This window comes from Dyella telluris, from assembly GCF_014297575.1.
Lineage (GTDB): Bacteria > Pseudomonadota > Gammaproteobacteria > Xanthomonadales > Rhodanobacteraceae > Dyella > Dyella telluris.
On record NZ_CP060412.1, the window covers coordinates 3,030,096 to 3,051,828 of the forward strand.

The window sequence follows — 21,733 nt, forward strand, 5'->3', positions numbered from 1 at the left end:
GTTCCCAAAAAAAATGGGCGCTCAGAGAGCGCCCAAAGTGGGGGGCTTACAATTTGAAACCCAGGTTGAGCGTGTAGGTCCGTCCGTTCTTGTACGCGTTGAGCGGCTGGGCGGGTGTGTTGTCGTAGACGAAGTAGGTCGAGTCGAGCAGGTTGGTGCCGTCCAGCGAGACGCGCAGGTTCTCGTTGATCTGGTAACCCACCGACGCATCCAGTTCGCGGAAGATGCCGGTGATCTGCGAGGACTGCAGCTGGGCGATCTGCGTGAAGTAATGCGAGCGCCAGCTGTAAGTCACGCGCGCGCTCCACGGGCCGTTCTCGAAGTAAGGCGTGAGGTTGAACGCGTTCTTCGAGTTGTACGGCAGCGGGAAGCCGTTGCTGGTGTCGGCATCGGACAGGGTGTAGTTCGCCAGCAGGCCGAAGCCATAGGCGTAGTTGCCCTGGTAGGTCAGCGACAGGCCCTTCACCTTGGCCACGCCCGCGTTCACCGGGATTTCCATCTGGTAGACGGAATCCTGCTGCTCGGTGACGTTGTAGTGCGTCTGCGCCACGTTGGTGTTGAGGATGTAGCCGGAGATGCGACGGAAGAAGAAGTCTGCCGACAGCAGGCTGTTTTCCGCGAAGTACCACTCCGCCGTGGCGTCGTAGTTGGTCGACTTGTACGGCTTGAGGTCGGTGTTGCCGCCCGAGCCGGTGAGGGTGCGGTCATCCAGTGCCACGTACGGCGTCATTTCCTGGTAGCGCGGGCGAGCCATGGTCTTGGCGGCCGCGAAACGCAGGGTGACGTCTTCGATCGGGTCATACGCGATGTTGAACGAGGGCAGCCAGTCGCCGTAGCTGCTGTGCTGGTCCACCGGTGCGTACTGGTTGTTGCCGATGAAGTTATAGCCGTCCACCGTGTCGCGCGTGTGGTAGTAGCGCACGCCGAAGTTGCCGCGGTAGTTGGTGCCGCCGAAGTCAGCCTGCAGGTAGAACGCGCGGTTCTGCTCCTGGATGCTGTAGGTCGCCTTGGGGTCCATCGGCGCGTCGGTGTACAGCGACTGGACGTAGCTCTTCAGGCCGCCGCGGCTGATCTGCGTCCAGTTGGCCATGCTGGCCGTCGGGTCAAGACCGTCGAGGTAACCGCTGGGCGTATTGCCGCCCGCCAGGTCGGCCAGCGAAACGCCCGAGCCATCCAGCGATGCGATGTTGGCCTGGTAGCCGGTCTGGCCGTTGTAGTGGTTGCTGGCCTTGATGCCTACTTCGATCTCGTTCAACGGACCCCAGTTGAGGTCGTGGTTGAAGTCGGCCTGGAAGTAGCGCTCCTTGTCGTAGCTGGGCGCATAGCTGAAGCCGGCACCGTGCGCGAGCATCTCGCTCGGGTCGTTGGACGCGTTGTAGTTGATCTGCGGGTTCTGGCCGTTGAGGTTCCAGTTGTAGCCGCCGTAACCACGGAACTGCACGTTGTAGATGCCCTGCGAACCACCGGTGGAACTGGTGTAGCCGAGCTGGCTGGATGCGTTCCAGCCGTCACCGTGCCAGTCGGCGCGCAGCTGCGCGGTACCGGTGTTGACCTTGGAGAAGCGCTCGTAGCCGTCCAGATAGGTCGGCGCACCCGCGCCGTAGCTGCCGCTGGTGGCCACGCCGTTGTTGAAGTTGAGCGCGGTGGCTTCCGGCGCACTGCCCGACCAGTCGCCGTACCGGCTCTGGTTGAAGTTGTCGAACTTCTCGGTGACGTACAGGCCGGTGAAGTTCAGCTCGAACGACTGGTTCGGCTTCCACTGGATGCCGGTGGACACGCCATCACGCTTGCGCTCCTGCTTGAACAGGGCGGTATTGATGGCGGTGGGGTACACGCCCGTCTGGCCCGGCGGTACCACGCCCGGTGCGAACTGGTGATTCGGGTCCGTGTCGGTCGGATCATTCGCGCGCTGGTAACCGAAGATCTCGGTGCCTTCGCGCTGGATGACGCGGTCCGAATGCATCACCGAACCGAGGATGCCGAAGGTGCTGTCGTTGTTCTTCCAGCTGTACAGCAGAGAGCCTTGCGGCTCGCCCTTGTCGGCGCGGTCGTTGTACTGGTAACCGAGGTTGCCGGTAAGCGTGTTGGCCTTGAGGTCCAGCGGGCGACGCGTGTTGACGATCACGGTGCCGCCGATGGAGCCTTCATCGATGCGCGCCTGTGGGGTCTTGTAGACCTCCGCCGTGCCGATGATTTCCGAGGTCAGCAGGCTGTAGTCGAACGAGCGGCTGTCGGGGTTGTTCGGGTCGGACGTCCAGTTGGTGGACGCCAGCGTCTGGCCGTTGAGCAGCAGGCGGTTCAGTGCCGGGTCGGTACCAAGGATGCTGACCTTGTCGCCTTCGCCGAAGTTGCGGTCCACGCTGATGCCGGGGAGGTGCGACAGCGATTCGGCCACGTTCGTATCGGGGAACTTGCCCACGTCTTCAGCCGAGATGGCGTCGACGACGGAATCGGAATTGCGCTTGATGTCCAGCGACTTCTGCAGGCTGGCGCGGATACCGGTAACGGTGACGCCTTCGAGCTGGGTGGCCTTCTTCGCATCAGGCGCGGTGGCCTGGTTGCCTGCGGGCTGCTGGGTGGTGTTCTGCGCCGGGCGGTTGTCGTTGCTGCCGGCATCCTGGGCCATGGCCGATGCGCTGGCGAACAGCGCTGTTGCCATGCCGATCCAAAGTGCGTTCTTGCGATAAGTCACGCCTTACCTCTCTGCAACGTCGGTGCCGGTCGGGCAAACGCGCGTCCCCCGGGGTGGGGATGGGGACGCGCTCGCCCGCACAGCCTCGCGGCCGTGGTCCGGGTCTTTCGGTGAATGGGGAGTGGGGCCGGCGAGAGGACGGGTCGTTCATCGTTGCCGATCACCAGTACCGGTGGGACGGACTGGCAGTTTTGGGCGGCGCCCCGCCCATGCGGTGTGTCGAACGCCCCCGAACCTCTCGCCGCATCGTCGGCAACGTGTGGAGGTGACCGACGATAAGGCCATTCTTGGAGTGCCGTGATAATGTTGTCAACAGAAAATTTCACTCGATCTAAAGATTGGGTGAAATATGTAACTACTTGATTTTTATAAATGAAAATCACGGGCGGGATATTGCGCTGCAATATCCCGCAGGCGGATTTTGGATCGATCCAAGCAGCAGCCTTCACGACGCCGCGATGCCGAGGGGCCGGGGAGTCCGTTGGCAGCTGGATTTCGCCAGCCTGACCCCCGATCGCGTCAGCCTTGACGCGTCGCCGGTAGGTTTTGCTGCACTGCGTCGAAATAGTCCAACGCATCAGGCCCCGAAACCCCCGGAAAAGGGTCGCCCGTGGCCCCGTAGAGGGGTCGATAAGCGGTCAAGGCCGGGGGCGGCGGCCGCGGCTTTCACACATCCGTCATCACTGGCCCCTAGGCTCCCGGGCGTCTTGGAGCCGTAGCCTTCCTCGGCGAACACGGTCGGAGGAGGCGGGGTGCGCGAAAAGCATGGGGCATGGTCGGCGTTGTTCGCGGAGAAGGGGGCGACGCTGAGCAAGTATTTCCTGCGCCGCGTGTCCCATCGCTGGGATGCGCAGGACCTCGTGCAGGAGGTCTACCTCCGCCTGTTGCGCATCGGGCCCGACGACGCGGCCAACATCCGCAGTCCCGAGGCCTACCTGTTCACCGTGGCGGCCAACCTGGTGAAAGAGCATGCCGTGCTCCGCCAGCAGCAGCCGCTGGGCAGCGACGAGCTGGAGCAGGTGGTGGAGCAACTCGTGGCGCCGACCAACCTCGAAGCGGACATGGACAGCGAGCTGCGCCAGGAGCGCCTGGGCGTGCTGATCGAGCATCTGTCGCCCAAGTGCAAGGCCGTGCTCATCATGCATTACCGCGATGACCTGTCGTATCGGGAGATTGCCGAGCGCATGTCCATCTCGACCAACATGGTGAAGAAGTACATTGTGAAAGGCTTGGCGGCATGCAGGCAAAGGATGGCCGACTATGAGTGATTCCTCGCAGTTCGATGCCGCGCGGCAGGCACGGCGCATCACCGAGCAGGCGGTGGCCTGGTACATCGAGCAGCAGGAGCCGCTGAGCGATCGCCAGCGCGTGGCGTTCCTCAAGTGGCTGCGCACGTCGCCGCGGCATGTCGCCGAATACTTCGCCGTGGTGCAGATGCATGGCGACGTCAAGGCGGCCGCCGCGCTGAAGACCATCACGGCGGAGGAACTGGTCGAACAGGCCAGCAGCGACAACCCGGTGGTGATGTTTCCCACAATGGCCAGCGCCATGCCGGAACCGCGGGCGCCACGTACCCGCCGGGCGCGGCGCACGATGGCTGGCGTGGCTGCCCTGGCTGCGGCCGTGGTGCTGGCGTGGCTGGTGGTGGGGCCGTGGCGCTCCGCCAACGGCTATGTCGAACGGAGCTATGCAGCCGACGGCGCTTCCGTGCGTTCGGTGACGCTTCCCGATGGCACGCTGGTGCAGCTGGACCATGGCAGCCTTATCGACGTGCATTTCGACGGACACTTCCGCCGCATCGATGTGCTGCGCGGCAATGCCCTGTTCGACGTGGGCAAGGACGCGGCGCGCCCCATGCTGGTCAACGTGGGTGGCCATGTGCTGCAGGATATCGGCACCGTGTTCGACGTGAAGCGCGCCGCGGGCGGCGACATGCTTACCGTCATCAGCGGGCGCGTGCGCGTGCTCAATGCGCCGGTCACCGAGCAGGCGGGTTTCGACGCGTCGCTGCTGGGTGGTGTCGCGGTGGCTGATCTCACCGCGGGGCAGCGGATCGCGCTGACGAGCGCGGGCGTGGGGCCGAAGGAACCGGCGCAGGTGGCCAGGACTACGGCATGGCTGCCGGCGGATATCCGCTTCCAGCATGAAACCATCGGCCATGTGGCACGCCGCTTCAACGCGTACACCACGCGGCCACTGGTAATCGAGAACGATCGCATTGCGGAAGAACGCATCAGCGGCATCTTCCATGCGGACAACCCGCAGGCGTTTGCGGCTTACCTGGCAACGCTTCCCGATGTGCGCGTGATCGACGAGAAGGACCGCGTGCGCATCGTGGCCTCCAACACCACTGACACGAAAGCTGGCCGCCTGTAAGAAAAGATTCACGCAATCGGGGGTACCCGGTTCCGTGAAAGAGGACTCTTGAAAGGTATGGGCCGGCGAAAACGCCACGCGCGTTGCACGCCGGCCATCGATTACCTCACTCAAGGTTGCCCATCACATGCGACATCGTTTGGCCTTCCATATTGCTCTGGCGCTCGGCGCCGGACTGCCGCTGGGCGCGTTTGCCCAGGCCGGCAACACCGCCCACACCACCGCCATCGCCGCCATGCCCCTGTCCAGGGCACTGGAGAGCTTCTCGCACGAAGCAGGCATGCAGGTGGTCTACGGTTCGGATATTCCCGACTCCATCCGCAGCCCCGGCGCGGAAGCCGGGCTCGCGCCGGAGCAGCAGCTGCGCCAGCTGCTGGCGGGTACGGGACTGACCTACCGTCTCGTCACGCCGAACACGGTGTCGATCATCCCGGGAAACGGGGCAGCCAATGCGGGCAATCCGGCCTCCGCTGCGGTGACGACGGCCGGTAGCGCAGGCGATGGGCTGGTCAACCAAGCCACGGCAACCCCCGGCAACGGCAAGACGGCCAAGGACCTCGATCAGGTCGTGGTGACGGCGCGTTCCGGCGTGGATGAGCGCACCAAGGCACAGACCAGCTACTCGATCACCACCATCGATGAAGACCGCCTGCGCATGCAGAACCCCACCAGCGTCACCGAGGCCATGAAGTCGGTGCCCGGTTTCTGGGTGGAGGCATCCGGTGGCGAAGCCAGCGGCAACATCCGTGCACGCGGCATTCCGGTGGACGGTTATGGCTCGGTGAACCTGCTGGAAGACGGCATTCCCGTGCAGCACGATCCGGCGCTGGGTTATCTCAATGCCGACCAGTCGTTCCGCCTGGACGAAACCATCGACCGCATCGAAGTGGTGCGTGGTGGTCCGTCGTCGATCTTCTATTCCAATGCGCCGGCCGGTGCCATCAACTTCATTCCTCGTCAGGTGGGTGATACCGCCGAGGGGCTGGTCAAGTACACCGTGGGCAACTACAGCCTCAATCGCCTGGATTTCTGGTACGGCACGCCCATCGGTGACGGCTGGAAGCTGAGCGCGGGTGGCTTCTGGCGCCAGGACAACGGCATCCGCAGCCCGGGGTTCACCAATGACCAGGGTGGCCAGCTGCGCGCCACGCTCTCCAGGCAGTTCGAGCAAGGCAGTATCAGTTTCGACATCAAGCGCCTGGACGACAAGGTTGCGCTGGACCTGGGTATTCCGATGTACCGCAACGGCAGTGGCGATCTGGTCGCGGTGCCCGGTTTCAACGGCAACTACGGCACCCTGGCCGGCCCGGAAACCGAACATGTCCAGATGATCCAGGGCAACGGCAGCCTGTACAACTTCGACAACAGCCTGGGCACCCAGGTGAAGCGCACGCAGTTCACCACCAAGTTCGACTACAACCTCGGCGGCGGCTGGAAGATCGCCGAAGACCTGCGCTACAGCGACACGGACACCCAGCGCAACGGCGTGTATCCGAATGCCGTGGAGACCACCGGGGCGTTCTTCACCACCGCGCAGACGCAGCTGGCCAAGTACTACCCCAATGCTGCCGGCATGCAGCTGCGCTACGTGGACAACGGCCAGGCGTTCAATGGAAGCCCGAACAACGGCCTGGTGGTGCTTGGCGGCCTGCGTGGCATCACCATGCCGGTGAACGAATTCACCAGCAACACGCGCCTGCTGCGGAAGTTCGAGTTCGGCGACCAGACGCATGACGTGACGCTGGGCTACTACTACGCGCACTTCAACCAGAGCTTCGATCGCTATTCGTCCACGGCCATCCTCACCGCCACCAACAATGCGCGCCTGCTGGACGTGGTCGCGGTGGATGCCAACGGCAATGCGCTGGGCAAGCTGACCAATGGCGGCATCTACGGCTACGGCTACGAGTGGGCGCACGCCAGCGGCACATCCAATACCCATGCCTTCTACGTTTCCGACGAGTGGCAAGTCAACGACACGTTGCGCATCGACGGTGGCGTGCGCTGGGAACGCGTGAACACGACGGGCTGGACCGAGCTGTCGCAGAACGTGAACCTGGGCACGCCACCCACCAGCAACATCCTCACCGGCAACGGCCAGTACGTGGACTATGACCACAGCTTCAACAAGCTGGGTTGGACGCTGGGTGCGAATTACCAGTTCAGCGACCATCAGGGCGTATTCGCGCGCTACACGTCCACCTTCCGCCTGCCCAACCTGAGCTCGTACATCACCACGCCGACGGCGACGCCGATCACGCAGACGATGATCCTGCCGGAGATGGGCTACAAGTTCAGCAATCGCTGGATGGATGCCTACGCCACGCTGTTCTACACCAAGTACAACAACGTGAGCTTCAGCAACTACGTGTTCAATCCGAACACCGGCGTATCCACGCCGCAGACGGGTTATGCGGACACGGAAACCTACGGCCTGGAGCTGGAAGGCACCTTCTACCCGACGAAATGGTTTGACGTGCAGTACACGGCGACCATCCAGGATCCCAAGTACAAGGGCCTGAGCTACACCACGGTGACCAACAATGCCCCGGTGTTGCTCGATTACGACGACAACCAGCTGATCCGCGTGCCGAAGAACAGCTTCCGCGTGGTGCCGGGGTTCAACCTGCTGAACGACAGGCTGCGGCTGCAGATGACGTACGAGTACGAAGGCCGTCGCTACGTGGATACCGCCAATTCCGTGGTGTTGCCGCAGTACCACACCATTGGCTTCAGCGCCCGGTACCAGATGACGCCGGAGCTGTCGTTCTTCTTCTACGCCGATAACCTGAACAACTCGCTGGGCCTTACCGAAGGCAATCCGCGTGCCGGCGAACTGGCCAGCAGCGACGCGACCAAGAGCGTGTTCATCGCCCGACCCTTGCTGGGCCGCTCGTTCCGTGCTTCGGTGATGTATAGGTTCTGACGACGTCTGGCGTCCTGCGCGCCGCACCGCATGGCGGCGTGCAGGACGATGTCTGCTGCTTCAGGAAGCAAGTCATGAATGAACATTCCCGCTGTCCGTACCGGTTCCTCGGGCTGGTGGCGCTGTGGTTGGCCGTCCTTGGCGTCGCCTGCGCCACCGATACGGCGCCCGACCTGGTGCTGCACGGCCAGTTGACCGGCAGCGATATTCACACCTATCGCGAAGTGCCTTTCGATGTGCCGGTGGGCGTCAACCGCATCACCGTGCAGTTTGAATACAGCGGTCGCGAGGAACATACGGCCATCGACCTTGGACTGGAAGATCCGCAGGGCTTCCATGGGCCACAAGGCCTGCGTGGCTGGACAGGGGGCAGCAAACGGCTCTTCACCGTGGGCACGGTGGATGCCACGCCGTCGTTTTCGCCCGGACCGATCGAGCCGGGCCGCTGGCATCTTCTGCTGGGCATTCCCAATATCCGTCCGGCATCCACGTCGGACTACACCGCGAAGATCTGGTTCGGCCATCCGGGTGATCCGGCCTGGTTGCCGGCGGTGCTCAATCCGCCACTGCGCGCAGGGGCCGGTTGGTATCGCGGTGACCTGCACATGCACGGTGCGCACAGCGACGGCAGCTGCAAATCGATGAGCGGCGATGCGCGCGTGCCGTGTCCGCTGTCCTTGACGGTGGAAGATGCCGCGCGACGCGGGCTGGACTTCATCGCGCTGAGCGACCACAACGCCGTGTCGCAGGCCAATGACATCCGCGAACTGCAGCCGTACTACGACCGCCTGCTGCTTATACCCTCGCGCGAGGTCACTACCTTCCAGGGGCATGGCAACCTGCTTGGCAGCAGCGAGCCGTTGGATTTCCGCCTTGGCAGCAAGGGCGTGCCGGACTGGAATGCGTTGCTCACGCAGGCGGAAACCCTGCATGGCGTGTTCTCCATCAACCATCCCATCCGCCCCAACGACGAGCGTTGCATGGGCTGTGGCTGGACGCCGACGCAACCGGTGGACATGCATCGGGTGCAGGCCATCGAGGCGGTGAACGGCATGGACTCCCTGAGCCCGATCTTCAGCGGCATCGCGTTCTGGCAGGAGCAGCTCAACAAGGGCTTCCACCTGACCGGCATCGGCGGCAGCGACAGTCACGACGCGAGGCTGCCGTTGCCGACGCCGGGTGGAAGCACTCCCATCGGCATTCCCACGACGGTGGTGCATGCGAGTGAGTTGTCGATGCAGGCAATAGTCGAGGCGATACGCGCGGGCCATGTCTATATCGATACGCAGGGCAAGCCGGATCGCAGCTTCGATTTCGTTGCCGCGGTTGACGGCCACGTTGCGGAGATGGGCGATGTGCTTCGGGCGCCACGGGGAAGCACCGTGCAGGTGACCATGCATGCAAAGGGCATGGCTGGTGCGCACGCGGAAATCATTGTCGACGGCAAGGTGGTGCAGCCGAAGGGCGACCTGGCGATCCACGGCGCGGATCAGGCACTTTCCTTCGCGTGGTCGGGCGACGGCAAGCGGCACTGGTTGCGCGCCAACGTGCGCGCGGCGGACGGGACGCTGTTGATCGTGGGCAATCCGGTTTATCTGAACGACTGAGCCGGGCGGGGAGGGGAGCGATACCGCACCTCCCCGTCGCGAAAATTGTCACGTTACCTATAATGCAGCGCCGCCTTTGCATGAAAGGCGGCCCGTGATGGATTCCCCGGAAAAAGCCCTTCCAGGATCAGGTCGACATGAAGCTCTTGGCCATCTCTGGCAGCGCGCGCCAGGATTCCACCAACACTGCCCTGCTGCACGCGATGAAGCACCTCGCGCCGGATGGCGTGGAGCTGTCGATTTTCCATCGCCTGGACACCTTGCCCGTGTTCTCGCCGGATGCCGAAGGCGAGAAGACGCCCGTGGCGGTGCTTCGCTTGCTTGAGCAGATCGGCAAGGCCGACGGCATCATCATTGCCAGCCCCGAATACGTGCGTTCCATTCCCGGTGGCATGAAGAACGCCATCGACTGGATGGTTTCCCGCTTCGAGATCATCGGCAAGCCTATCGCGTTGGCCCATGCCTCCCATCGCGGCGACGAGATGCTGGCATCGCTGCGCACCGTGCTGGCCACCGTCAGCGATGGTTTCCTTCCCCACGTGTTCCTGCGCATGCCGCTGGTCGGCAAGCACCCCGAGGATATCGCCGCCCTGATCGCCGAGCCCACGCAGGCATCACAGGTGGCTCGCTTCCTGACCGACCTGACGACGGCGATCCGTTCGCGACAAGGCGGATGACCGAGGCTCCCACGCTATGCGGATGGCGGCCAGTGACGGTCGCGCTCAGCACGGCGCTGAATGGATTGTCTTCATCTCATCGTCACGCTGCGGTGACGCGCGAATGCCTGACGACGCGCTCCGCAAAACCGTAATTTTTCGTAGCACCCCTACGTAGTCTCCCGAATTGTCAGTGTTCTCCAAATCCGCGACCGTGCGTACTGGCCGGCACTGTCAGTGCTTGCCTACGCAGGACGCATGATCGTGGGCTGCGTCCATTACGAATCGTGGCAGTCAGCGTTGAGGGGCCATTGCCAGTCGTCGCGATGGAATCGAGTGGGAGAGGTACTGATGTTTTTAGCAAGGCGATCTGGTAACGCGGGAACGAAGGCACACAGAAACGGGAAGAGCCGCTGGTTTGGCTTATTCATGCTGGGCGCACTGGCATGGGCGCAGGCCTGCCTGGCCGCGCAGGATCCCCTCCCGTCCTGGAATGACGGCCCGTCGAAGCAGCACATCGAGGAGTTCGTCAAGAAGGTCACCACCCAGGGATCGCCCGATTTCGTCGAGCCGGCCGAACGCATTGCCGTGTTCGACAACGACGGCACCTTGTGGACGGAGCAGCCGGTCTACTCTGAAGTGTTCTTCGCGCTGGACCAGGTGAGGGCGCTGTCGCCGCAGCATCCGGAGTGGAAAACCACCGAGCCGTTCAAATCTGCGCTGGCGGGCGACATGAAGGGCGTGGCTGCCACGGGCGAGAAGGGTGCGCTTGAACTGGTCGCCGCGACCCATGCCGGCATGACCACCGACGAATTCGCAAGACGGGTGAAGCAGTGGGTATCCACCGCGCGTCATCCCAAGACGAAGCGCGTGTACACCGAGATGGTGTACCAGCCCATGCTGGAGCTGTTGCATTACCTGCGCGACAACGGGTTCAAGACGTACATCGTGTCCGGTGGCGGGCAGGATTTCATGCGCGCCTGGACGGAGTCGGTCTATGGCATTCCCCCGGAACAGGTGATCGGCAGCGAAAGCGAGCTCACGTTCGAGTTGCAGGACGGCAAGCCGGTCTTGATGAAGCAGCCCAAGGTGGTGCTGGTGGATGACCACGCCGGCAAGCCGGTGGGCATCGAACGTTTCATTGGCCGAAAACCCATCTTTGCTTTCGGCAATTCCGACGGCGATCAACAGATGCTTGAGTGGACGACGTCAGGCGATGGCGCCCGCTTCGCTGGCCTGGTCCACCACACCGATGCCGACCGCGAGTACGCCTACGACCGTCAGTCCAAGGTGGGCACGCTGGACAAGGCGCTGGACGAAGCCGGCGCCAAAGGCTGGACCGTGGTGGACATGAAGAACGAATGGAAAACCATCTACCCGGCAGACAAGCAGTAGCTCGACACGACGGCGCCGACGCTGACGCCTTGAGGAAGGAATGACGTGATCACTGGTGGCTGCCCCGCGCAGTCGTAAACAGAAGGAGGAACCCCCCATGTTTCGCCCGTGGCAGCGCAGTACCTTGTTGAAATCACTGACTACCGTAGTCACGACGGCTCTGCTCGTCGTGGCGGCGGTGACCATCCAACCCCCCACCGTAAGGGCCCAGCCGGCGCAGGATGCGCAGGAACAGGGCTCGGACAACGGCAAGCCAAACATCCTGGTGATCTTTGGCGATGACGTCGGCCAGTCCAATATCAGCGCCTATTCGATGGGCCTGGTGGGCTATCGCACGCCCAACATCGACAGCATTGCCCGCGGCGGTATGATCTTCACCGACTACTACGCCGAGAACAGCTGTACGGCGGGTCGTTCCACCTTCATCACCGGCCAGAACGTGCTGCGCACGGGTCTGTCCAAGGTGGGCGTTCCCGGCGCGCCGGTGGGCCTGCAGGACCGTGACGTGACCATCGCCCAGGCGCTGAAGGGCATGGGTTACTCCACCGCGCAGTTCGGCAAGAACCACCTGGGTGACCAGGACAAGTTCCTGCCGACCAAGCATGGCTTCGACGAATACTTCGGTAACCTGTACCACCTCAACGCCGAAGAAGAACCCGAGCGTCCGTACTGGCCGAAGGACCCGGACTTCCTCAAGAGCTACAACCCGCGCGGCGTGATTCATTCCTTCGCGGACGGCAAGATCGAGGATACCGGCCCGCTCAACAAGAAGCGCATGGAGACCATCGACGACGAGACCACCGGTGCGGCGATCTCGTACATCAAGAAGCAGGCGGATGCCAAGTCGCCGTTCTTCGTGTGGATGAACTTCACCCGCATGCACATGTTCACCCACGTCCGTGCGGAGAACACCGGCAAGGCCGGCCTCGGCGAAGGCCACGAATACGCCGACGGCATGTGGGAAATGGACCAGAATGTCGGCAAGCTGCTCAAGACCCTCGATGACGCCGGCATCACCAAGAACACCATCGTCATCTTCACCACCGACAACGGCCCGAACTTCTTCAGTTGGCCGGATGCCGCCAACTCGCCGTTCCGCAGCGAGAAGGACTCCAACTGGGAAGGCGCGTTCCGTGTGCCGGCCATGATCCGCTGGCCGGGTCACATCAAGCCCAACACGGTCAGCAATGCGCTGATCTCGGGTCTTGACTGGTTCCCGACCCTGGTGGCTGCCGCCGGCGATCCGGACATCACCAGCAAGCTGCTCAAGGGCGACAGCATTGGCGGCAAGTCGTTCAAGGTGCATCTGGACGGCTACAACTTCCTGCCCTATCTCACGGGCAAGACCAACGAGTCGCCTCGACACGAGTTCTTCTACTTCAACGACGACGCGGAAATCGTGGCCGTTCGCTGGGATGCGGTCGGCAAGGGTGGCCAGCGACCGGATGCGTGGAAGGCCGTGTTCTGCGAGCAGAAGGCCCAGGGTAGCCTGGATATCTGGCAGGAGCCGTTCACCTGCCTGCGTACGCCGCGCCTGTTCAATCTGCGCATGGACCCGTACGAGCGCGCCAACATCGGCCAGACCAACGGCTACAACCAGTGGGTGACGGAGAACGTCTACCTGCTCTTCGAGGCCAGCCGTCGCGTAGGTTTGCTGCTGCAGACCTACAAGGACTACCCGCCGAGCCAGGTCCCGGCCTCGTTCACGATCGACCAGGCGGTCGAAGCGATGAAGATGCAGCTGAAGAAAGAAGGCAAGTAAGCGCGGGAACAAAGGCAACAGGGATGTTGCCGTCCCGTGGTGTGTTGCAACTGCCCGCCCTGTGCGGGCAGTTTGCGTTGCTGGGCGGCATTTTTTGCTCGCCTTGGCCCCGGCCTCGTATGCGCCGACCGGTGCGGGGTTCCTCGTGGCGACCCATGTCCAGGCTTGCGCGCGCGGCTGCGCTGGATGGTGCGCTGGCATATAGGCGGTGTCTTGCCATGCGTTGCACGGCATTCCGAGAATCCGGGGCATTTATCAGAATGCACTGATAGAGCGACATGGGCGGGATTCATAGCATGGCCGCCGGCCCGCAAGGGGCTTGATTGATTTCCGTGCATTCGGTGCCGCTTATGTCGCAACAACAATGGGCCTCGGTCACGCTTGGCATGATGGTGGGCCTTGGCGTGGCCCGCGTCCTTACCAGTGTCGCAGCCAGCGTCAGGTCGCGGGATCTTGGGCGGCCCGACTGGATTCCTCTGGTCTGGGCGGCTTGCATCTTTCTGTTGGAACTACAGCAATGGTGGGATCTACAGAATGCCTTGCAGGCGGTCGATCCCTGGTCGTTTACTGTTTTCCTGATGCTCCTGGTGCCGCCGTTGCTGTTGTATTCGGCCGCCGTCATGATCCTGCCGATCAACGAATTGCGTAACGGGGAGGACTCGCGCGAGCTCTTTGAACGCCATGGCCACTGGGCCTTGTTGGTCATTAGTGTTTATTACTTGGAAATGGTCTGCGAGAACGCCTTGTACTGGAAAGCCAATCCGCTTTCCTTCTGGACAGGCGTTCAGTTCACCCTGGCAGCGCTTCCGCTCATCGCTTTCTTCAGCCCGAGGAAGCTCCATGGCGCCATCGCCATCCTTTTCCTTGTCACTGTCCTGATTCTTGTCTTCTTCTTCTGACTCCGGGTAAACCGGTTGCCGTGAATGACCGTGAAAGCCCGACAACCCCGAAGGATCGCCGCAATCATCGGCCGGTGCCTGTTTTCTGCCGTTGGCACCCCGGCGGCCGGCATATGGTGGAAAAGGTTCAGTCCCGCGGCGCCACCTTCCGCGGGGGAGGGCGTTCCGGGAACGGTCTACTCCTATGAATGCGCGCCTCCGCACGATCCCACGCTCAAGCAGGTATACGCCTTGGTGCGCGAGATGGACGTGTTTCAGAACCTGGTGGAGGTAAGAGCCACCGACGGACGCTTCGTGCTACCCCGGCCGCTTCACTTCGTCACCGCGGAGTGTCAGCAGGAGAAGGCCTTCTTATTGCAGCCGAAGGCAGAGCTCGTGCTGTGTTACGAGATCATCAAGGACATTCTTGCCAAGGGAGAGACGATCGCGCGCGAAGAAAAGTTGGGCAGGGCGTTTATCAGTCGTTATCTGTCAGGGGCTCTGCGCTTCATCATGTTGCACGAGCTTGGCCATGCGCTGATCCGCGAACTCGATCTGCCCATTACGGGGCAGAGAGGAGACATCCGCCGATGAACTGGCGGTTGCGATCATGCTCGAGTATCTCGATCACGATGAAGCGCGCGGCGCCGTGGAGGAAAGTATCGGCTACGTCGGTGACTACGTCTGACTCACCCGTGCCCGCGTGGTCCATCCCGGGCGTTTCGCGCTGCCCGTGGAGCCATGGGCGTTGTCTGGTTCCATAGAAGGCGTCGTTGCGCGACAGGCCATGATGGGTTTTTCAAGCGAGTTCATGCGCAATCGGAAGATGCCGCATGCGGTGACCGCTCCTGAGTACGGATGGGGTTTTCCGTTTTCTTAGGGAGGTTTCTCGCGCAGAAGTGGCAGCGGGAGGTTTGCCTACACACCGTGTAGCTCATGCGTGATGTAGCGAACGAACAATCTTGGGCAGCCTACTCACCCCACGTTCAAACGCGCTCCAGAGGCAGGCATCCGCCGGTGACCGGCAAGTAGCCGCGATGGGTGCTCACTCGCCCGCGACAGCGGTTTTGGCCGGTTGATGGTGGGTGGTCATCGACGTCGTCTGCATCGCGCAGTCAAGCAACCCAGGAGTACCTCATGTTTCAATCATGGAAACGAAGCGCCTTGATAAGGTCGCTCGCATCGGTGATGGCAACAGCCGTTATCGCTGCGGCCGCGTTCACCATGCAGCCCGCGTCCGTCAACGCGCAGGCCGCCCCGTCCGAATCGACGTCCAGCAGCGAGAAGCCGAATATCCTCGTCATCTTCGGTGACGATATCGGTATCGCCAATATCAGCGCCTACACGATGGGCGTGTCGGGCTACCGCACGCCCAACATCGACCGCATCGCCCGCGAAGGCATGATCTTCACCGATTACTACGGCGAGAACAGCTGTACCGCGGGTCGCTCCACCTTTATCACTGGCCAGAACGTGCTGCGTACGGGCCTCTCCAAGGTGGGCACACCGGGTTCGCCCATCGGCCTCCAGCCGCGTGACGTCACCATCGCTCAGGTACTGAAGTCCATGGGCTATGCCACGGGCCAGTTTGGCAAGAACCATCTGGGCGACCGCAATGAGTTCCTGCCGACCAATCATGGTTTCGACGAGTTCTTCGGCAATCTTTATCACCTGAATGCGGAAGAAGAGCCTGAGCGCCCCTATTGGCCGGGCAACGATCCGGAGTTCCTCAAGGTCTACAACCCGCGTGGCGTGATCCACTCCTACGCGGACGGCAAGATCGAGGATACCGGCCCGCTGACCCGCAAGCGCATGGAGACCTTCGATGATGAAACGACCGGCGCCGCCATGTCGTTCATCAAAAAGCAGGCCGACGGCAAGCAGCCGTTCTTCGTGTGGATGAACTTCACGCGCATGCACATGTTCACGCATATCCGTCCTGACTATCACGGCAAGGCGGGCCTCGGTGCAGGCCAGGATTACGCCGACGGCATGTGGGAAATGGACCAGAACGTCGGCAAGCTCCTGCAGACGCTGGAAGAGGCGGGCGTCTCCAAGAACACCATCGTGGTGTTCACCACGGACAACGGCCCGAACTTCTTTACCTGGCCGGATGCCGCCAATTCGCCGTACCGCAGCGAAAAGGACTCCACCTGGGAAGGTGCTTTCCGCGTGCCCGGCATCGTGCGCTGGCCTGGTCATATCCGCCCCAACACTGTCAGCAATACGCTGATGTCGGGTCTTGACTGGTTCCCCACGCTGGTGGCGGCCGCAGGCGATGCGGACATCACCAACAAGCTGCTGAAGGGCACCAGTATCGGTGGCAAGACCTTCAAAGTGCATCTGGACGGCTATAACTTCCTGCCGTACCTCACTGGCAAGACCAACGTGGCTCCGCGTACCGAGTTCTTCTATTTCAACGACGACGCGCAGCTCATGGCGGTCCGATTCGATACCTTGTCGAAGGATGCCACCACGCCCACGGCCTGGAAGGTGCAGTTCTGTGAGCAGCGCGCTCCCGGCGGCCTGCAGATCTGGATCGATCAGTTCAGCTGCGGGCGCATTCCGAAGATCTTCAATCTGCGCATGGATCCCTACGAGCGTGCGGATATCGGCCCCACCAACGGGTACTACAAGTGGATGACCGACAATATTTACCTCGCGGTCGATGGCAATCTGCGTGCCTTCAAGATGATGGATACCTTCAAGGCGTATCCGCCGAGCCAGATCCCGGCATCGTTCACGATTGACCAGGCCACCGAGGCACTGAAGCGCCAGATGCTCGAGAAGCAGGGCAAGTAAACCAGCAAGCCGGAAACGGGCGGCGTCTGCGTCGCCCGTTTCCGTAGTTCTACGTAATTCAATCTTACTTAAGTAGCGTGTCACGCGCTGATTCCTCCCTATACTCGGGACGTCCCTGGTCTCGCGCGAGTTGCATGCCTGCGATGAAGTCTCCTCCTGCTGGACAGAAAGCCTTTGTGGCTGTGCCTACCTTCTCCTCGACCGGAGTCTGGTCCGCCTTGCTCCTGTTCGGTTCTGGCGCCGCATCGCTGGTTTACCAGTTGCTATGGATCAAGCAGCTCTCGCTGGTGGTGGGTGTCGAGGTTTATGCGGTCACCATCGCAGTGAGCGCGTTCTTCGCGGGACTCGCCGTCGGCGGCGCTTGGTTTGGTCGACGTGCGGATCAACTTGACCGCCCCTTGCGTCTTTATGCGTGGCTGGAAGGTGGCATCGCCTTGCTGGCCGTTGGGTCCACCTTGTTGCTTGCGCACAGCGCGGCGCTGTTTGCCACCTTGCAGGCGCATACGGGATGGCTGGCGTGGCTGCTGCCGTTCGTGCTCGTGGGTGTGCCCGCCGTTGCCATGGGTGGCACGCTGCCCGTGCTGGTGCGCGCCAGCGCTCGAGAAAGCGTGGCGGGTACCGGCGGCCGTCTGTACGCGGCGAACACGGCGGGTGCGATCGCCGGTGTGCTGCTGGCGCCGTTTGTGCTGCTGCCTGCGCTGGGCGTGCAGGGAGCGGCAATGGCGGCGGCCGCCATCAATGTGCTGGCGGCAATGGTTGCGCTGATGCTGGATAGCCGTCGCTCACCGCTGCAGCCTCCCGCCGCTGTGGCGGTGATGGCCGCCTCGTCATCCGCGCGTCTCGCGCTGGTGCTCTACGCCATTGCCGGCGGCATTGCGCTGGGTTACGAGGTGATCTGGTCGCAGACCGTGGTGCAGTTCATGAGCACCCGCGCCTTCGCCTTCGCCATGATGCTGACGGTGTACCTGCTCGGCCTGATGATCGGCAGCGCCATCTATTCGCGCTACGCGGACCGGGTTCGTGATGGCTGGTTCGCCTTTGGTGCATTGATTGCCCTGGCCGGCCTGGTGGCATTGCTGCAGGTCAGCCTGCTCGGCGGGTGGCTGCCCATGCTGCAAAGCCAGACGGCGAGCCTGGTGACCTCGTTGACGGGCAGCCGTCTGGCCGCCATGTGTGCGCGATTCGCGGTGGCTGCTATGGCGGTGGTGCTGTTGCCGACGCTGTTGCTGGGTGCGGCGTTTCCCGCTGCGCTACGTCTGTCCGCACGAACGGAGCAGAGCGGGCGCGGCGTGGGTATGGCGGTGGCACTCAACACGCTCGGTGGCATCGCGGGCACCGCCCTGACCGGGTTTGTGCTCGTGCCGACGTTCGGGCTTGTGCGTTCGCTGGCCATGCTTGCCATCGTGGCTGCCATGGTCGGCATGGTTGCGGTATTCCGGGGTTCCACGGCGCCGGGGCGCTCGCGCTGGCTGGTCGTGACCATCGGCGCCTGCGCCCTGGTCACTGCCGTACTGACGCCCTCCCAGAAGCTGGCGCAGCTGCTTGCCCAGGTGCGTGGCGGCGACCTGACCTTCTACGAAGAAAGTCGCGGCGGTACGGTCGCGGTGCTGGCGCAGGGACAGGGCGACAACCGTTTCCACCGGCTGTACATCCAGGGCGTGTCCAACTCCGGCGACACGCTGCCGTCGCAGCGCTACATGCGCCTGCAGGCGCTGCTGCCGCTGATCATCCACCGCGGCGAACCCCGTTCCGCCCTGGTGATCGGCTTTGGCACCGGCATCACCGCGGGAGCGTTGTCGCAGTATCCCGGGCTCACCACGCGCGTATGTGCCGAGTTGTTGCCTGCGGTGGTGCGCGCCGCGTCGCAGTTCCAGGGCAACTATGGCGCGGGCCGTGATCCGGGGCTGGACGTGCGGCTGCGCGATGGCCGACGCGAGTTGCTGGCCAGTGAACAGACCTACGACATGATCACGCTGGAACCGCCGCCGCCTTCGGCTGCGGGCGTGGTCAATCTGTATTCGCGCGATTTCTACCAACTCGCGGCGAAGCGCCTGGCACCGGGTGGCGTGCTCGCGCAATGGTGGCCGCTGCCGACACAGAACGACGAGGATTCGCGTGCCATGGTGCGTGCCTTCCTCGATGCCTTCCCGCACGCCACGCTGTGGACCACGGAACTGCACGAAATGCTGCTGGTCGGTTCGAACGACCCGATCGAGCTCGATGCGGCACAGATCGAACAGCGCTTCAACCAGCCTTCGGTGGCGAAGTCGCTAGGCGAAGTGGGCGTCGCCACGCCGGCCGCGCTGTTGGCAACGTGGGTGACCGACCGGCAGGGCCTTGAGCGTTACGCGGGCAACACGCCGCCGGTGACGGACAACCGGCCCAGCATCGAATACGCCACCTGGGTGCGACACAACGAGCTGGTCCGCGTGCTTCCCGAACTGGTGACCTTGCGCACGGAACCCGTCGTGCGTGGCGCGACTCCGGAGCTCACGGAGGCGATGCATCGCCAGCGCGACGTGCTGTTCACCTTCTATGCGTCAGGTTTGGCCGCGTACCAGGGTGATCGTGACCAATGGTCCGAGGCACTCGGCCTGGTCATGCAGGCCGACGGCGACAACCCCTATTACCGCTGGATTGCCGGTGGCGGTCCGTGATCCACACCCGGCAAGGGAAATGCGAGGACGCATGAACGCGAAAGAAGCAGTGGCTACCCTGCAGACGCAGATGGAAAGCTCCATCATCGGCCAGCGTGACCTGATCCGTCAGATGATCGTCGGCCTGTTGGCCAACGGTCACCTGTTGTTGGAAAGCCTGCCGGGCCTGGCCAAGACGCGTGCCGTGAAGAGCATGGCGAAAAACCTCGATACCGAGATGCGCCGCATCCAGTTCACGCCTGACCTGCTGCCGTCCGACATCACCGGCACCGAAGTGCTGCACCAGCAGGGCGGCCAGAACGTCTTCCAGTTCCAGCCGGGCCCGATTTTCGGCAACGTCATTCTCGCTGACGAGATCAATCGTGCGCCGGCCAAGGTACAGGCGGCGCTGCTCGAGGCTATGGAGGAACGGCAGATCACGGTGGCGGGCACCACCCACAAGATGCCCGACCTGTTCATCGTGATGGCCACGCAGAATCCCATCGAACAGGAGGGCACGTATCCGCTGCCCGAAGCCCAGCTCGATCGCTTCCTGATGAAGGTGCTGGTGGATTACCCGGACAAGGACAGCGAGATCGGCGTGCTGGAACTGGTGCGCAGCGAAGAAGTGGGCGCCTCTTCGTCGAACCCTGCCGGCGCGCAGGCTACACGCATCGAGCCGGCGAGCATCTTCGAGGCCCGCGGCGAAATCCATGGCATGCACGTTGCGCCGGCCATCGAGCAGTACATCATGGCGCTGGTCGATGCCACGCGGCACCCGGCCAACTACGACAAGACACTGGCAAGCTGGATCCAGATCGGCTCCAGTCCGCGTGGCGGCATTGCGCTGGAGCGCACGTCGCGCGTCCACGCGTGGCTGGAAGGCCGCGACCACGTGACGCCGGATGACGTTCGCGCCATGGCCCACCCGGTGCTTCGCCATCGCCTCATCCTCACTTACGACGCCAGCGCCGAAGGCATTTCCGCCGATCAGGTGCTGGACAAGATCCTGGAGCTGGTGGCGGTGCCCGCCTGAGGGTCGCAGTCATGGCGGATATAGCAGCCAGCGATGTGGGAACGGTTTACGTGACGCCTGCGCATCTGGCGCGTATGGAATATGACGCGCGGCGACTTCGCGCCACGCCGCACCGCCCGCACCACAGCATTCTTGCCGGGCGTCATGCCTCGCGCCTGCGCGGCCGCGGCCTCAATTTCGACGAGATCCGCGCCTATGTGCCCGGCGACGACATCCGTCATCTGGACTGGAAGGTCTCCTTGCGTGTCGGGCACGCGATGGTGCGCTCGTATACCGAAGAGCGCGACCGCCCCACGCTGTACGTGGTGGACCAGCGCATGTCCATGTTCTACGGCACGCGCCGCGCGATGAAGTCGGTGGTGGCGGCGGAAGTCGCCGCGCTGGGCGCGTGGATGGCGTTTCAGGCGGGCGACCGCGCCGGCGCGGTGATCTTCGACGATACGGACATCCACAGCATTCGGGCCCATCGCAGCCGTTCGCGCGTGCAGGCGGTGCTGGGCGCACTCGCGCAAAGCAATCAGGCCTTGCGGGCCGACAGCCCGGCGCGCATCAACCCGGGGCAGCTGGATGCCGCCCTGCGCGCGGCGCTCCATCTGGCGACGCACGATTATCTGGTCTGCATTGTCAGCGACTTTCTTGGCGCGGACGAACAGACGCTCAAGCTCATCCGCGAACTGGCAACCCACAACGACGTCATCGCTGCGCTGGTATTTGATCCCTCGGCGCGGGCCATACCCGATCGCGGCACGATCGTCGTCACCGAGGGCGAGCTGCAGGTCGAACTGGATTTCGATCGCAAGGGCATCCGCGAGCCTCTCAGCGCCATGTTCAACGATCGCCTGGAGCAGACGGTGGACCTGGTGCAGCGCTGTGGCGTGCCCACGCTGGCCATCGATACCGAACAGCCCACGCTGCTGCAGGTGGCGCGCATGCTTGGCCATTTCGCGCTGATGCGAGGATGACTGGC

The 21,733-nt window shown here is 63.1% G+C and carries 14 protein-coding genes; 13 read left to right on the top strand and 1 reads right to left on the bottom strand.

Annotated features, from left to right (window positions below):
* Positions 1 to 46: 46 nt before the first annotated feature.
* Positions 47 to 2,626: a TonB-dependent receptor gene (locus H8F01_RS13380; RefSeq protein WP_425490118.1), complete on the bottom strand. Its 2,580-nt coding sequence runs from the start codon at positions 2,624 to 2,626 to the stop codon at positions 47 to 49.
* Positions 2,627 to 3,444: 818 nt separating this feature from the next.
* Here H8F01_RS13380 and H8F01_RS13385 point away from each other — a divergent pair.
* The 13 genes from H8F01_RS13385 to H8F01_RS13445 all read left to right on the top strand — a co-directional run bounded on the left by H8F01_RS13385 (position 3,445) and on the right by H8F01_RS13445 (position 21,728).
* Positions 3,445 to 3,960: an RNA polymerase sigma factor gene (locus H8F01_RS13385; protein WP_187055597.1), complete on the top strand. Its 516-nt coding sequence runs from the start codon at positions 3,445 to 3,447 to the stop codon at positions 3,958 to 3,960.
* A complete protein-coding gene (locus H8F01_RS13390) occupies positions 3,953 to 5,068 on the top strand; it encodes a FecR family protein (RefSeq protein ID WP_187055598.1) in 1,116 nt (371 codons plus the stop codon). Before H8F01_RS13385 ends, H8F01_RS13390 begins: the two co-directional genes overlap by 8 nt.
* A gap of 127 nt (positions 5,069 to 5,195) precedes the next feature.
* A complete protein-coding gene (locus H8F01_RS13395) occupies positions 5,196 to 7,994 on the top strand; it encodes a TonB-dependent receptor (RefSeq protein WP_238480978.1) in 2,799 nt (932 codons plus the stop codon).
* Between the two features lie 74 nt (positions 7,995 to 8,068).
* Positions 8,069 to 9,601: a CehA/McbA family metallohydrolase gene (locus H8F01_RS13400; RefSeq protein WP_187055599.1), complete on the top strand. Its 1,533-nt coding sequence runs from the start codon at positions 8,069 to 8,071 to the stop codon at positions 9,599 to 9,601.
* A 137-nt stretch (positions 9,602 to 9,738) separates the two neighbouring features.
* A complete protein-coding gene (locus tag H8F01_RS13405) occupies positions 9,739 to 10,278 on the top strand; it encodes an NADPH-dependent FMN reductase (protein WP_187055600.1) in 540 nt (179 codons plus the stop codon).
* A gap of 408 nt (positions 10,279 to 10,686) precedes the next feature.
* Positions 10,687 to 11,652 (top strand): HAD family hydrolase, encoded by a 966-nt coding sequence (locus H8F01_RS13410; protein ID WP_187055601.1) that lies wholly within the window; start codon positions 10,687 to 10,689, stop codon positions 11,650 to 11,652.
* Between the two features lie 97 nt (positions 11,653 to 11,749).
* A complete protein-coding gene (locus tag H8F01_RS13415) occupies positions 11,750 to 13,414 on the top strand; it encodes an arylsulfatase (protein WP_187055602.1) in 1,665 nt (554 codons plus the stop codon).
* A gap of 350 nt (positions 13,415 to 13,764) precedes the next feature.
* Positions 13,765 to 14,313: a hypothetical protein gene (locus tag H8F01_RS13420; RefSeq protein ID WP_187055603.1), complete on the top strand. Its 549-nt coding sequence runs from the start codon at positions 13,765 to 13,767 to the stop codon at positions 14,311 to 14,313.
* A 24-nt stretch (positions 14,314 to 14,337) separates the two neighbouring features.
* Entirely contained in the window at positions 14,338 to 14,886 is a 549-nt protein-coding gene (locus tag H8F01_RS13425; RefSeq protein ID WP_187055604.1) for a DUF4344 domain-containing metallopeptidase, read from the top strand.
* A gap of 594 nt (positions 14,887 to 15,480) precedes the next feature.
* Positions 15,481 to 17,094: an arylsulfatase gene (locus tag H8F01_RS13430; protein WP_238480979.1), complete on the top strand. Its 1,614-nt coding sequence runs from the start codon at positions 15,481 to 15,483 to the stop codon at positions 17,092 to 17,094.
* Positions 17,095 to 17,270: 176 nt separating this feature from the next.
* Positions 17,271 to 19,751, top strand: a complete 2,481-nt coding sequence (locus H8F01_RS13435; protein ID WP_238480980.1) for a fused MFS/spermidine synthase — start codon at positions 17,271 to 17,273, stop codon at positions 19,749 to 19,751.
* A 31-nt stretch (positions 19,752 to 19,782) separates the two neighbouring features.
* Positions 19,783 to 20,766: an AAA family ATPase gene (locus tag H8F01_RS13440; RefSeq protein ID WP_187055607.1), complete on the top strand. Its 984-nt coding sequence runs from the start codon at positions 19,783 to 19,785 to the stop codon at positions 20,764 to 20,766.
* An 11-nt stretch (positions 20,767 to 20,777) separates the two neighbouring features.
* Positions 20,778 to 21,728 (top strand): DUF58 domain-containing protein, encoded by a 951-nt coding sequence (locus H8F01_RS13445; RefSeq protein WP_187055608.1) that lies wholly within the window; start codon positions 20,778 to 20,780, stop codon positions 21,726 to 21,728.
* Positions 21,729 to 21,733 lie beyond the last annotated feature (5 nt).

Excerpts from the sequence above, each read along its gene's own strand:
- H8F01_RS13380 (WP_425490118.1), bottom strand. The coding sequence starts at position 2,626 with ATGGCCCAGGATGCCGGCAGCAACGACAACCGCCCGGCGCAGAACACC.
- H8F01_RS13390 (WP_187055598.1), top strand. The coding sequence starts at position 3,953 with ATGAGTGATTCCTCGCAGTTCGATGCCGCGCGGCAGGCACGGCGCATC.
- H8F01_RS13395 (WP_238480978.1), top strand. The coding sequence starts at position 5,196 with ATGCGACATCGTTTGGCCTTCCATATTGCTCTGGCGCTCGGCGCCGGA.
- H8F01_RS13400 (WP_187055599.1), top strand. The coding sequence starts at position 8,069 with ATGAATGAACATTCCCGCTGTCCGTACCGGTTCCTCGGGCTGGTGGCG.
- H8F01_RS13405 (WP_187055600.1), top strand. The coding sequence starts at position 9,739 with ATGAAGCTCTTGGCCATCTCTGGCAGCGCGCGCCAGGATTCCACCAAC.
- H8F01_RS13410 (WP_187055601.1), top strand. The coding sequence starts at position 10,687 with ATGCTGGGCGCACTGGCATGGGCGCAGGCCTGCCTGGCCGCGCAGGAT.
- H8F01_RS13415 (WP_187055602.1), top strand. The coding sequence starts at position 11,750 with ATGTTTCGCCCGTGGCAGCGCAGTACCTTGTTGAAATCACTGACTACC.
- H8F01_RS13420 (WP_187055603.1), top strand. The coding sequence starts at position 13,765 with ATGTCGCAACAACAATGGGCCTCGGTCACGCTTGGCATGATGGTGGGC.
- H8F01_RS13425 (WP_187055604.1), top strand. The coding sequence starts at position 14,338 with ATGACCGTGAAAGCCCGACAACCCCGAAGGATCGCCGCAATCATCGGC.
- H8F01_RS13430 (WP_238480979.1), top strand. The coding sequence starts at position 15,481 with ATGGCAACAGCCGTTATCGCTGCGGCCGCGTTCACCATGCAGCCCGCG.
- H8F01_RS13440 (WP_187055607.1), top strand. The coding sequence starts at position 19,783 with ATGAACGCGAAAGAAGCAGTGGCTACCCTGCAGACGCAGATGGAAAGC.
- H8F01_RS13445 (WP_187055608.1), top strand. The coding sequence starts at position 20,778 with ATGGCGGATATAGCAGCCAGCGATGTGGGAACGGTTTACGTGACGCCT.